The organism is Acinetobacter sp. NyZ410 (genome assembly GCF_022828975.1).
GTDB lineage: Bacteria > Pseudomonadota > Gammaproteobacteria > Pseudomonadales > Moraxellaceae > Acinetobacter > Acinetobacter guillouiae.
Genome location: NZ_CP094620.1, coordinates 3930134 through 3943970, shown reverse-complemented (window position 1 = coordinate 3943970; position 13837 = coordinate 3930134). Strand labels below are relative to the sequence as shown.

The window sequence follows — 13837 nt, the reverse complement described above, 5'->3', positions numbered from 1 at the left end:
AGATTTAAATATTGATCACTTACAGGCGAATCAGCCACGGGATAACACTCAGAATAAGACCGCATACAGACATAATCATTGTATTTTCAAGAAAATAAGGAAAAATCATCAAAGTGATGCCACAGATAAAAGGCATGTTCATTCGCTGTCTTTTTCCATAGATAAAATAGCCTAAGCCAATTGAGCTAAAGATCAAGCCTAAGAGTAGGGGTGCTGTATTCATTATTTTCAACGATAGACTGGACGCTTGTTATTTACACGATCATGATTAAAAATGGCTTAAAAGACAAGCTGTCATTTGGCTTTGGTAAATAGAAATTCATTTGTACATAACCTACATACTTTTGCACAATAATTGAATTAGAAAGCGCATTTCAAATGCTACACTCATCTTTATTTAATTTACATTTGATCAAGGTACAAGATAATGAGTGCCGTGTTACCTGTCGCCCAACGTGGTGAAGACGTTTTAAAATTAATCGCAGCGCCTGTGGCTGAAGCTGAGTTTTCAAGTACTTGGCTAAACGAATTATCCAAGGCCCTACAGGCCACCATGTTAGAGCGTAATGGTGTAGGGATCGCGGCACCACAAGTCTATGTTTCTAAACGGGTGATTATTGTTGCTTCAAGAGCGAACCCTCGCTATCCAGACGCTCCTGAAATGGATGCAATCACAATGATTAATCCTGAAATCTTAGAGCAGTCTGAACAGACAATCTTGGGTGAGGAAGGATGTTTAAGTGTGCCGAATGAAAGAGGGCAAGTGGCTCGTGCTGAAGCGGTTACTGTGCAATTTTTCACGCTGACTGGCGAAAAGATTATTCAACAGTTTCATGGTTTTCCTGCACGCATTGTGCAACATGAAATTGACCATTTAAATGGGATACTGTTTGTTGAAAGACTTTAAACTGAGAAAGCTTGGCTAAAATTTCACTTTGAATTTTATCTTGAATTCTAGCCAAGCTTTTCTACGTAGAATTGCTAATTGGACTTCGCGCGCTGCAAAGCACCATTCCATAAGCTTAAATGATATTGTCTTTGGTCTGCGCTCATCTTCGGCTCAAAAGCACGATCTAATTGCCAAGATTCGGAAATTTCACCGAGATTATTAAAAACACCTGCCTTTAATCCTGCCAATGCAGCAGCACCCCAAGCGGTAGATTCCAAAAGTTTAGGGCGTAGCACAGGTACATTTAAAATATCTGCCTGAAATTGCATCAGCATATCATTTTGGCTTGCGCCACCATCCACACGTAATTGTTTTAAGGGTTGTGCAATATCCGATTGCATCGCAGTCAACACATCAGAAACTTGGAAGGCAATGGATTCTAAGGCTGCTCTGGCAATATGTGATTTATTGGTTCCACGTGACATTCCACAGAGTAAAGCGCGTGCTTCACTGTCCCAATGTGGCGCTCCCAAACCTGTAAAGGCTGGAACCAGAACGACACCATCTGTAGTGTCAACTTGGCAAGCTAACTTTTCAACTTCAGCACTATTTTTGATAATTCCTAAACCATCTCTTAACCATTGCACAATCGCACCAGCCATAAATACACTGCCTTCTAAGGCATAATGAGATTGGTCTTGGCATTTCCATGCTAAGGTGGTGAGTAATTTATTTTTGCTATATTGAATATCTGTTCCAGTATTGAACAGCATAAAACAGCCTGTTCCATAGGTATTTTTGGCTGTTCCAGCTTCAAAGCATGATTGTCCAAAGAGAGCAGACTGTTGATCACCTAATACGCCACAAATGGGAATTTCCGCACCAAGAAGCCCTGTGGCGGTATTGGCAATATAACAATCGGATTGAATGATTTTAGGCAGAACACTCGCTGGGATATTAAATAATTCAATTAATTCAGTATCCCATTGCTGCGTTTTTAAATCCATCAACATGGTACGTGAAGCATTACTTGCCTCGATGACGTGCTCGGAACCTTGGGTTAAATTCCAAATCAACCAACTGTCGACTGTACCGAATGCTACATGATTTTGTTCAGCCAGTGCTCTTAAGCCTTGCACATTTTCCAATAACCAAACCAGTTTTCCAGCACTAAAATAAGGATCGATTCTTAATCCTGTTTTTTTGTGAATTTTTTCAGATAAATTGTTTTGAACTAACTGATTGCACCAGTCTGTAGCGCGGCGGTCTTGCCAAACGATGGCAGGGGCAAGTGGTTTACCTGTTCGCTTATCCCAAACTACAGTGGTTTCACGTTGGTTGGTTAAACCAAGTGCTTTAATGTCTTTGGCCAATAGTCTTGCCGATGCGATTGCTTGCTGTACGACGGTGATTTGTGTGGTCCAAATCTCCATGGCATCTTGCTCAACCCAGCCCGAATGTGGGGTTTTAATTTGGGTTTCCCGTTGAGCAGAGGCATATACCTTTCCGTGCTCATCGAAGATAATTGCTCTGCTAGAGGTCGTTCCTTGATCAAGTGAGAGTAAATAGCTCATCTTTTTTATATTTGTCCCTTGAAAAATAGTGATAGTAGCGCAATTATAGAACTAGGCGCATCATTTGATATAAATGTAGTGAATTATCTGCTTAATTTGCAACAATTATGTTATGATGGCCGTGTTATCTGGGGATGTTATTGGCTTCGACGCCGATGATGAAGCTCATAGATGCATGCCGAGAGCGCATTTTCTCTCGTAAATCAAATTTGCATATTTTAGTCGCAAACGACGAATCTTACGCTCTAGCTGCCTAAGGGCAGCTTGTCCGCTTCACTGAATACTTGTGGTCAGTGGACCCGACTGTAGCGCACGCACACAAGTCCGTATAAAGTCAAGCCTCGGGGCTTTATACTAAACTTAGAGGATCGCGTTTTGTACCCTGTTCGTCGGGTCACTTAATGTTAAAATAATTGACGATATCTAAGCATGTAGTATTCTCGAGTGTAGTGTTGGCGGACGCGGGTTCAACTCCCGCCATCTCCACCAAATTTGTAAATCATGATCTGTCACTTAGTTGTACGATGTATCATGAAACTTAATAAAGCCTTGAAATTTAACAGTTTCAGGGCTTTTTTATCGCCTAAATATCTATCATGATTGCTTGAAGTAGAGTAAACACCATTACAAAAGAGTGTTGAGATTGTGAATCTACAGGATACTCATTTACAGCTGTAATGGCTGTGGGAGGTCTTACTGATAATTAGTAGAATTTGCAAGTATGTTAAATTTAATAAAAGTTAGCAGTTACCCACAATAATTTTTGGGATCTAATTTATGTGAAAAATATTTTTCTTAATTTATTAGATGGTAAATGATATGCTATAGAATAAATGTAGGGTCGCTTAAAAAAGCACAATAAAATACAGATAGTTGCATATAATCATGAATGATTTAGTTGAGTCTCAATTTGAGTTTGTAAAAGAAATAGATCCTTTAATGCATGCCTTATTGGTCAGTGCAGAAGCTTCCTATTATTCTGCCCCAGCACATACGTTAGTGCAAACACGTAAGTTTGCAGAAAGTCTGGTGAATCGTTTAGCATTTGCAAATAAAATTGAGTTTACTGAGCAAACAGACTTTGTAACTCGTATCCGTCGTCTTGAAAATGAAATAGAGATAAAAGCAGACTTAATCTCTGTTCTGCATACTTTGCGTAAAAATGGCAATAAAGGTGCACATGAATTAAATACAAATCATAGTGATGCACTTTCATCTCTCTCACTTTCTTATAAAGTGGCCCAATGGTTGTATTTGGTTACACAAAAGAAATCAATAGTATTTAGACCATATCAAGCACCAGAAGATCCAACTGTTGAAACGCGTCGTATGCGTGTTGAACTTATGGAACTTCAGCAACAATTACGTACAGCATATGATAAACAAGCCGTTAATCAAGAAATTCAGCAAAAAAATGCTGAATTGGCAGCTGAAAATCAAAAGCTAAAACAGCAACAATATACTGAAGCTAAAGAGCTAAAACAGCAGCTCGCTCAGCTCGAACAAAAAGTTAAAGAATTAGAACAACAACCTAGACCTAATGTTGAGGTGATCGATCCATCACAACTTAAAGAAGCGAATCAAAGTTTTGAACTTTCTGAAGCAGAAACACGTTTATTGATTGATCAACAGTTGAATCAAGCGGGTTGGATTACAGATACTGAATTGTTGACGTATGCAAAAGGTGTGCGTCCACAAGAGGGTTTAAACCTTGCAATTGCTGAATACCCGACTTTACTTGATGAAGAGAGCGGTGAAGCTGATTATGTGCTATTTGCAGGATTGATACCTGTAGCTGTTGTTGAAGCAAAGAAACAAAACAAAACGGTGAGTAGTTTTATTTCTCAAGCTGAACGTTATTCACAAGGTTTCCAGTTTACTAATGAAATAAAATCTGCATATAGCTTAGGTGATCATCAAAAGCCTTGGCAGATTGAAGATAAGACTTTCCATATTCCTTTTGTTTATTCCTGCAATGGTCAACCCTATTCACAACGCCTAATTGATGAAGGGGGGATTTGGTTTCGCGATGTTCGTGAACCTTCAAATCTACGCCGAGCATTATATGGTTTCCACTCACCTCATGGTTTATTAAATAAACTGAAATATGATGTCCAAATTGCTGATGAGTATTTAGAAAAAACAGAGATCCTCCCATTTAATGATCGTCTATACCAACGTGAAGGAATTAAAGCAGTTGAACGTGCGCTTGCGAAAGGCAAGGATCGCTGTTTATTAGCAATGGCAACGGGTACAGGGAAAACACGTTTAGCGACAGGTTTAATGTATCGTTTATTGGAGAGTAATCGTTTTCAACGTGTTTTATTTTTAGTCGATCGTTCGTCATTAGGAACGCAGGCATTTAAAGCATTTGAATCAGAAGTGATTGATCAAAGTCAGACACTTACTCAAATTTACACGATTTCTGATTTGGGTATTGAGTACGACATAGATATAGATGTACAGGTCGCTACAGTACAAAGTTTAGTGCATCGATTATTTAACAGTCGTGATCCATTACCTATTGATTATTTCGACTGCATTATCATTGATGAAGCACATCGAGGTTATACCTTAGATAAGGAAATGACTGAAGGTGAAGATAGTATTCGTGATGAGGCGCAGTACCTGTCAACATATAAACGGGTACTGGAATATTTTGATGCCGTTTTGATTGGCTTAACTGCAACTCCAGCACTACATACGACGGAAATTTTTGGCAATCCTGTCTTTACCTATAGTTTTACTCGCGCAGTCGAAGAAGGTTATTTGGTTAATTATGACCAGCCAATTCGTTATATTACTAAACTGAGCCAGGCCGGAATTGAAATACCTGAGGGTGAAATTGTTGATGTAGTAACAAATAAAATTGGGCAGAAAAGTACAGCACAGCTGCAAGATAATATGGCTTTTGATGTAGCTGACTTTAATCGTCGTGTGATAGCTCCTGAATTTAATCAAGTTATTTGCCAAGCTTTGGTTGACGATTTAGATCCGCTTGGCGAGGCAAAGACAATGATCTTCTGTGTAACTGATCGTCATGCCGATCAGGTGGTCTTACTACTTAATGAAATGTTCAAGGAAAAATATGCAAAAGCCTGGAATGCTGATGCTGTCGCTAAAATTACAGGGGCTGCAGAGCAACCCGATAAGCTGATTGAAAGCTTTAAAAAGAATAAATTTCCAAATATTGCAGTGACCGTAGACTTACTGACTACTGGGATTGATGTTCCAAAAATCAGTAATTTAGTATTTATGCGTAAAGTGCGTTCTCGTGTGTTGTTTGAACAGATGTTGGGGCGAGCGACACGGTTATGTTCAGAGATTGGTAAAACAGAATTTCGTGTCTTTGATGCTGTAGATATCTTTACCACATTGAAAGATGTTAACACAATGAAGCCGATTGTGGTGCGTCCAAATATTAGTATTGACCAGCTTATAAATGAGTTGTGTGATGCTGATCTTATGCAGAAAGCTAAAGCTGTTTCAATTTCTTCCAATGATGAGGTGGAGCGTACGCAAGCAGATTTAGTTTTGGATGAATTTATTCAAAAAATTACACGGATTTTAGGTAAGGCTGAAAAGTTTAAGCATCATCCTGATCAAACTCAATTACGTGAAGCAATGGGTAAAATTAAAGAAAATTTTGGAGTGGAATCTAATCAACTGCCACAGTTGTTACGGGCAAAAGGTATAGATGGTTTGGGGGATTGGCTCAAACAAAACAGCGCTATTTTAGAGGCGCGTTTAACTGAGGTTCGCCATTCGTTGGGAAGTTTGGAATTACCCATTATTTCTAATGAAGAAGATGAGTTAGTAGAGCGTTTTATTGATACAACGCATCAACGACCAGAAGATTATTTACAGCAATTTGATCACTTTATTCAAAATGAGGTGAACGACAATGCTGCCATTAAAGCTGTCGTTACACGGCCTTCAGATTTAACTCGTGAGCAGTTACGAGAGCTGGAAAATCTTTTGACCAGTAAAGGCTTTACTCAAACTAAGCTCTCTCAGGCTTTGGGAAACAATGAAACTAATCAAACCTATGCTTCGCAGATTATTTCTATGATCCGTCGTGCAACCTTGGGTGAGGATATTTCCTCTGTAGAGGAGCGTTATAAACGTGGTTTAGATAAAATTCTAAAACTACGTGACTGGACACCTGATCAACAACAATGGTTAGAGCGTTTAACGCTATTTATTGCCAAAGAAGTTATTGTGGATAAGACCATGATTCACCATCAGTTTGTGAGTGCTGGTGGCGTAAAACGCTTGACTCAGCTTTTGGAGACTGATGTTGAAAAACTGGTCGATGATATTAGTGATGGTGTTTGGAAGGCATCTTAAAAGTTCGCTAACTGTTACAATGTGACAAACTTATTTTAAATTTTTTGATGAAGTACACAACATGACCCAAAACGATATCGTACAAAAGCTCTGGAATCTTTGTGATGTTTTAAAGGATGACGGGATTAACTATAGCGATTATGTCTCTGAGTTGGTGATGTTACTGTTTGTCAAAATGGTGGATGAGTTGGATGACGAGTTTTCAACGCTTTCCAAAATTTATCCTGAAAAATATAAATGGGAACATTTAAAAGAACATAATGGACTTAATTTATTGACATTCTATAAGCAAATGCTGTTGGACTTGTCACAAAGTCAGCATGAATTGATTTCCTCAATTTATGCCAATGCACAAACACGGCTACGTGAGCCACGCCATTTACAGCAATTGATCAATGCTTTTGATCAATTGGATTGGTTTAGTATTAAAGCTGATGGTTTGGGTGATTTATACGAAGGCCTGCTTGAGAAAAATGCGACTGAAACCAAGTCAGGCGCAGGTCAGTATTTTACCCCACGACCTTTGATTAACAGCATTGTACGTTGTGTACAACCACAGCCGAATGAAGTGATTCAAGACCCTGCATGTGGTACAGCAGGTTTTTTAATTTCATCGGATGCTTATATAAAACAGCATAATGATCTTTATGCTTTAACAGAAGCTGAAACTCAGTTTTATACACTGAAAGCATTTACAGGGGTTGAACTTGTTCCAAATACCCGCCGTCTAGCACAAATGAACTGCTTGCTGCATGATATTGGTGGTGAGCAAGGTGCAATTAAACTCGGTAACTCGTTAGGACCTGTCGGAGAAAACTTAGCAAAAGCAGATGTGATTTTAGCCAATCCTCCATTTGGCACATCTAAAGGTGGTGAAGCCAGTATTACCCGTGATGATTTGCCATTTAATACTTCGAATAAGCAATTGGCATTCTTACAGCATATTTATAAGAATTTAAAACCGGGTGGTCGTGCTGCTGTGGTATTGCCAGATAACGTATTGTTTGAAGCTGGGCAAGGCACGTCAATTCGCAAAGATCTGATGAACAAGTGTAATGTGCATACTATTCTGCGTTTACCGACAGGGATTTTCTATGCACAAGGCGTAAAAACCAATGTGTTGTTCTTTACCAAAGGTACTGAAGTTAATCCTTTGCAAGATGAAAACTGTACCACTGAGACGTGGGTGTATGACCTACGTACCAATATGCCAAGTTTTGGTAAGCGTACGCCATTTACTGAAAATTATTTAAAAGGTTTTGAAGCAGTTTATGGCACTGATGCTAAAGGTCTTTCACCACGTATGGAAGGTGAATGGTCGTTAACGGAAGAGAGCCAAGAGCAAACGCTTGAAAATAGCCGTTGGCGTAAATTTAGCCGTGAATGGATTAAGGAACAAAAAGGCGATTCCTTAGATATTTCATGGTTAAAAGACAATGACGCTGTGGATGCTGCGAATTTGCCTGAACCGCATGTGTTGGCAAGTGAGGCAATGTCGGAACTGACTCAAGCATTGGTTGAGCTGGATGCATTGATGCAGGCGTTGGGGCAAGCAGATGAAGCCAATATACAAAAACAGCTTTTGGCTGATGTGTTGGGTTTTGCAAATGGTGAACAGGCATGAGTTTAAATAATTTGCCTGTTGAGTGGTTTGAAACTACTTTAGATCAAATTGCTGAGTGGGGATCAGGCGGTACACCTTCACGAAAAAATGCTAGTTATTATGGTGGTGATGTGCCATGGATTAAAACAGGGGATTTGGGTGATAAATATGTTACTCAAGCAACTGAGTTTATTACAGAAGATGCTATTAAAAACTCTAGTGCAAAATTCTTCAAAAAAGGCTCTGTCATTATGGCAATGTACGGAGCAACCATTGGTAAAACATCAATATTGGGAATTGATGCAACTACAAACCAAGCCTGTGCAGTTGGTACACCTATAGCCACTCCCACAGAATATTTATATTACTTTTTAAAAAATGAAAAAGATTCATTTATTGCAAAGGGTAAAGGTGGTGCTCAACCAAATATTTCTCAGCAGATTATTAAAGCTCACACAATTTATTTACCATCTCTAAACGAACAACAAGAAATTGTTCGTCAGCTTGATATGATGCTTGCGCAAGTGGAGCAGATAAAAGCCCGTTTAGATGCGATACCTGCCATTCTTAAAAAATTCCGTCAGTCAGTTTTGGCGGATGCGGTGAGTGGGAAATTGACGGAGGAGTGGCGGGATACTTTTGAAACAAATAATTGGATGCATAAAACCTTAAATGATATTGCAGTTGTAAAGACAGGGAAAACACCATCCAGAAAAGAATCAAAATATTGGGACAATGCTTCAATTCCTTGGTTAACAAGTTCAGCTACTGGAAATACTTTTAGTGATAAAGCTGATGAATTTATTTCTGAAATAGCTTCCAAGGAATGTAATTTGATCCCTTTTCCTAAAGGTACTCTACTCTTAGCTATGTATGGCGAAGGTAAAACAAGGGGACAAGTGACCGAGTTATTAATTGAGGCTACTTGTAATCAAGCATGTGCAGCTATTTTGGTGAATTATGAAATTGCTTATACATCATTTGTAAAAATAAGATTGCAAGAAAATTACGAAAATATTCGTAAGGCAGCGTCTGGTGGTAATCAGCCTAATTTAAACTTAAATAAGGTTAGAGAAATTGATATAGCCCTTCCACCGTTAGATGAACAAGTTGAAATTTCTCATAAAGTAGCAAAACTATTTACTTACGCAGATAAGATTGCAGAAACGATTCAATCAGCCCAAAAAAAAGTGAATTTACTGACACAATCTATTTTGGCTAAAGCTTTTAGCGGTGAACTGACTGCGGAGTGGCGTATGCAGCATCAAGACCTGATTACAGGTGTAAATAGTGCGGAAGCTTTACTTGCCAAAATTCAGTCAGAAAGAGAAGCAAGTAAACCTGTAAAAAATACATGCAAAAAGAAAGAAGTTTAAAACAATAAAAACCAGCTCAAGGGGTTGGGTTGGTTTTTATTGTGGTATATACAATAATAGAATATTAAATGAGGGTGTGGTGAATATAGTTGTATTAAAGCAGTGGCTTAAGGATTATCTTGAATCTGGTGATGGAAAATCATGGCGAGAAAGTTATCAAAGTACCTTTGATAAAGTTCAGATTATACGGAAAAAACTAGAAAGTGGGCATAAGCTAAGTTTTGAAAAAGATAGAGCCTTTTTAAACGAGCTTTTAAAAGATAGTACTAATGGTATTGCATCTAAAGGGCAATCTAATATTGCAAATGATATTTTTGAACAAATTATCAAAGATGCAGAATTTCTTAATGTAGTAGAAAAACTAATATTAGATCCAACTGAACATAGTTATAGTGCTTTAAATATTTATGGCAGCCAGTTGTTAAATCAATTCGGTAGTACTAAAAGACCACTGTTATTTAATAGGGCATGTGCATCTTGTACATTAGATGTATCGACAATTGTAGATAGAAAGAAATTCAATGAGTTTATCAATTATATTAATGAACAAAATATTATTGAATTTCCACCAGAGATTAGAGAAAAAAACTGGTATCAGCAGAATATATATTTAGTAAAAAAAATAAGAGAAGCATTTAAAGAAGAACTTGAGTCGCATACTACAGACATCTTTTGGCTGAATATGTTTTTGTGGGATATTTATGCCGAGAAAGTCGCAACAGGTTTTAATGCAAAGAGGGCCGTTAGTTATTTGCAAGACAGATATCCAAATACATATTCAGGTACTGTTCACATAGCTACTTTCAAAACACCATTAGGGCGAGAATTTGCTTTAGATCCAAAATCAAAAACGCCAGTGATAATTTGTGATGCTCAGCCACCTGAAGAACTTAAGTTATCCATCAAGAAAGAATACTTAGAAACTGATACACGTCACCACCATCTATCTACACATGCCAAATCATTAGATATTGGTAATCGTGTGTTTTCTATTCTTATTAGCAATTTAGATGAGTTAGAAAAGTTCTGTGATTGGTATGAAAATAATCTACATAATGATCAAGCGAACACTTTAGAAAATTCAAAAAATGGAAAAAAGATAATGGAAAAAGCTTTAAACCGTATTTTATTTGGCGCAGCAGGTACAGGTAAAACTTACCATACGATTAGCCATGCTTTATCAATTATTGACACGCAGGAATTATCTGCACTTGAAAAGATTGATCGTGAAAAATTAAAGAATAGATTTGATCAACTAAAGAAAGAAGGACGAATCAAATTTGTCACGTTCCATCAAAGTTTCAGTTATGAAGATTTTGTAGAAGGAATTCGAGCTGAAACTAATGATATTGGTCAGTTAACTTATGATGTTAAATCTGGTGTATTTAAGGAACTTTGTGAAGATGCAGAAGCTGAAATTGAATCAAAACAAATTGATGAATTAGCTCCAACAGAAATCAGCATTCACAGAGCAATCGATAATCTAATTAATCGAGCTAAAACTGAAGAAATTATTTTTCATACCAAGCGTGGTGTTGAGTTTCGAGTGAGTAGTAATACATCTGGTACTTTATTTGCCCTCACCTCTACAGGTAGTAATGTCTCACTATCAATTCGATATATCCGTAACTATCTCAAGACAAAATCAAACACTATTATTAGCAAAACCAGTTATGAGTGGGCAATTGCAAATACCTTACATTCTAAGCTTGAATATGAAACAGTGGTTGAAAAGCCTAAGCCATATATATTAATTATCGATGAAATCAACCGCGGTAATATTTCCCGGATTTTTGGTGAACTTATTACGCTGATAGAGGATTCAAAGCGTGAAGGTGCTGAAGAAGCTTTATCAGTGACTTTGTCATATTCAAAAGAAGAATTTTCTGTACCTGAAAACGTCTACATTATTGGTACCATGAACTCCTCAGATCGCTCTTTAACAGGTTTGGATATTGCTTTACGCCGTCGTTTTACCTTTATTGAAATGCCGCCAAAGCCTGAACTATTAAACGGTGTGATTGTGGAGGGGCTAGACATTGAAGAGCTGTTGAAAGTAATCAATCAACGGATCGAAGTTTTACTAGATCGTGATCATTGTATCGGTCATGCTAATTTTATGTCTTTAAAAGAACAGGCAACACGAGACAATTTAGCGCATATTTTTAAACACAAAATTATCCCTCAACTTCAAGAATACTTCTTTGATGATTGGGGGAAAATCAATTTAGTATTATTTCAAAATGATATGATCACTGAAGATAAAGAGATCAATATATCAAGTTTATTCCCAGCAGATGCTCAATTAGATACCGACTATTCCGAGCGAAAGAAAGTTTGGAGAATAAACGATGACGCATTTAAAACGATTGACGCATTTAAAAAGATATTAGGTTAATAAGAATAAAAATATGTCTGACTTTACAGTACGAGAATATGCATTTATCAGTGTTCAATATAAGGGGTGTCCACAATCTAGCATTGATCATGCTTATATTCCGGAAAGCGCCTTTGAGCATTTATGTGATTTGTCTGCATCATTTTCAAAACATGGCGCGAAAGTTTTTGAGCTAGCTGGCCGTAGGAAACTGAAGCTTGATCAACATGTGGGTATAATTGAAACGTCGTGTGGTACACGCATTGAAATTTTACCTAAGCATGTGGAATTTGGTATAGGCGATGAGCAAAGTGTGATCCAGCAAGAGCGCAGACTATTGCAAAAAATGCTTAGCGTTTCATTACATTTACCCTATCGAAAGGCTGGAGCTGCAGATTTAAAAAAGTTCAGACAGCCACTACATGAGTGGATCATTAGCCAGTTTTTAAGATGCTTTGAGCAATTGATTCAGCGTGGTTTACGTTTTGATTATAACCGTGTTCAAGAACAACAGAAGTATCTAAGAGGACAATTACAGCATGTCAAATATATGCGTCAGCCCCCATCCCAAAAGCATGTATTTCCAATTGAACATGATGTATATGAAGTCAATCGGCCAGAAAATCGGTTAATTAAAACAGCATTAGAAGTTGTTTGTAAAAAGACTAAAGATGCTGGAAATTGGAAGCTTGCACAAGAATTACGTTTAATGACTGGTGAGATTCCAAAAAGTATTAATATCAAACAAGATTTTAAACAGTGGCAATCTGGGCGGCTATTGGCACTTTATGCAGAGATAAAGCCATGGACGGAGTTGATATTAGGTGAATACATGCCAGTTTCTACCCAAGGAGATTGGCGAGGTATGAGCTTATTGTTCCCTATGGAAAAACTATTTGAATATTATGTTGCGTATTTTTTAAGAAATTCGCAAAAAGAGTGGGAGATTCATACTCAGCATAGTACCGCACATATGTGTCTACAAAGAAATAAATCAATATTTAGACTAAGACCAGATATATTTATGAAGCAGCTAAATACTGAGACTAATGCAATTAAAGTTGTTGATACTAAATGGAAATTACTCAACCCAATGGATCAAGGTGGTCGCTATGGGCTTAAGGACAGTGATATTCAGCAAATGTTTGCTTATAGTGCTTTTTATTTGAATCATACCCATGAAGTGTTGATGGTTTATCCTGCTCGGGGAGATATTTTTCATCAACCTTTACAGGATTTTAAGTTTAAATTTGGTGAGTCAATTTTACGGATTTTACCCTTTGACTTAGATATTGAAGTGGGATGTGAAAAGGGGGAAAGATTTATAGATTGGGTATCAAATAGTACGAGTGTTCAACAGATCTAATTACTATGTGATTTCATTTTAGTTTCTCGAAGACTTAATTTTTTGCTTTAGTTTGTAAGGCATCTAAAAATAAATAAATTTTAAAGTACTATGACATAACCTGTCATTTGAGTTTCCTATCTTTAGCTTATTCACTTGATTGATTGTTTTGAGCAATCACTTGAATGTAAAAGCCAGATATTGAAAGGAACTAATGATGAAGATATGTCTTACCCCATTTACATGTAAACATAGCGTTAATGCTTTAAGACGTATCTTCAAAGAGTTCATACTTGGAAAGATAAAGCCATCTAAGTTAATAG

General features: G+C 37.4%; 8 protein-coding genes and 1 other RNA gene. 7 read left to right on the top strand and 2 right to left on the bottom strand.

Annotated features, from left to right (window positions below; all coding sequences use genetic code 11):
* Positions 1 to 19 precede the first annotated feature (19 nt).
* Positions 20 to 223 carry an amino acid transport protein gene (locus MTO68_RS18585; RefSeq protein WP_244013884.1) on the bottom strand — a complete coding sequence of 68 codons (204 nt, stop codon included), beginning with the start codon at positions 221 to 223 and terminating at the stop codon, positions 20 to 22.
* Between the two features lie 204 nt (positions 224 to 427).
* On the opposite strand from MTO68_RS18585, the gene def reads away from it, so the two are divergent.
* Positions 428 to 907, top strand: a complete 480-nt coding sequence (gene def / locus MTO68_RS18580; protein WP_004817516.1) for a peptide deformylase — start codon at positions 428 to 430, stop codon at positions 905 to 907.
* Positions 908 to 981: 74 nt separating this feature from the next.
* Here def and glpK read toward each other — a convergent pair whose 3' ends face one another.
* On the bottom strand, positions 982 to 2463 hold the full coding sequence (glpK, locus tag MTO68_RS18575) for a glycerol kinase GlpK (RefSeq protein WP_244013882.1): 1482 nt from the start codon (positions 2461 to 2463) through the stop codon (positions 982 to 984).
* 130 nt (positions 2464 to 2593) lie between these two features.
* On the opposite strand from glpK, the gene ssrA reads away from it, so the two are divergent.
* The 6 genes from ssrA to MTO68_RS18545 all read left to right on the top strand — a co-directional run bounded on the left by ssrA (position 2594) and on the right by MTO68_RS18545 (position 13535).
* Positions 2594 to 2952, top strand: a transfer-messenger RNA (tmRNA) gene (gene ssrA / locus MTO68_RS18570).
* A gap of 396 nt (positions 2953 to 3348) precedes the next feature.
* The gene (gene hsdR, locus MTO68_RS18565) at positions 3349 to 6813 is read left to right on the top strand and encodes a type I restriction-modification system endonuclease (protein WP_244013880.1); all 3465 of its coding nucleotides are present in this window, start codon (positions 3349 to 3351) and stop codon (positions 6811 to 6813) included.
* A gap of 61 nt (positions 6814 to 6874) precedes the next feature.
* Positions 6875 to 8437: an N-6 DNA methylase gene (locus tag MTO68_RS18560; RefSeq protein ID WP_004817391.1), complete on the top strand. Its 1563-nt coding sequence runs from the start codon at positions 6875 to 6877 to the stop codon at positions 8435 to 8437.
* On the top strand, positions 8434 to 9792 hold the full coding sequence (locus tag MTO68_RS18555; RefSeq protein WP_244013878.1) for a restriction endonuclease subunit S: 1359 nt from the start codon (positions 8434 to 8436) through the stop codon (positions 9790 to 9792). The genes MTO68_RS18560 and MTO68_RS18555 overlap by 4 nt, the downstream gene beginning before the upstream one ends.
* A 79-nt stretch (positions 9793 to 9871) precedes the next feature.
* Positions 9872 to 12190 (top strand): AAA family ATPase, encoded by a 2319-nt coding sequence (locus MTO68_RS18550; protein ID WP_244013876.1) that lies wholly within the window; start codon positions 9872 to 9874, stop codon positions 12188 to 12190.
* 13 nt (positions 12191 to 12203) lie between these two features.
* Positions 12204 to 13535: an McrC family protein gene (locus MTO68_RS18545; RefSeq protein ID WP_244013874.1), complete on the top strand. Its 1332-nt coding sequence runs from the start codon at positions 12204 to 12206 to the stop codon at positions 13533 to 13535.
* Positions 13536 to 13837 lie beyond the last annotated feature (302 nt).

Bases quoted from the DNA above. Each gene is read 5' to 3' on its own strand.
- MTO68_RS18585 (WP_244013884.1), bottom strand. From the start codon at position 223: ATGAATACAGCACCCCTACTCTTAGGCTTGATCTTTAGCTCAATTGGC.
- def (WP_004817516.1), top strand. From the start codon at position 428: ATGAGTGCCGTGTTACCTGTCGCCCAACGTGGTGAAGACGTTTTAAAA.
- glpK (WP_244013882.1), bottom strand. From the start codon at position 2,463: ATGAGCTATTTACTCTCACTTGATCAAGGAACGACCTCTAGCAGAGCA.
- hsdR (WP_244013880.1), top strand. From the start codon at position 3,349: ATGAATGATTTAGTTGAGTCTCAATTTGAGTTTGTAAAAGAAATAGAT.
- MTO68_RS18560 (WP_004817391.1), top strand. From the start codon at position 6,875: ATGACCCAAAACGATATCGTACAAAAGCTCTGGAATCTTTGTGATGTT.
- MTO68_RS18555 (WP_244013878.1), top strand. From the start codon at position 8,434: ATGAGTTTAAATAATTTGCCTGTTGAGTGGTTTGAAACTACTTTAGAT.
- MTO68_RS18545 (WP_244013874.1), top strand. From the start codon at position 12,204: ATGTCTGACTTTACAGTACGAGAATATGCATTTATCAGTGTTCAATAT.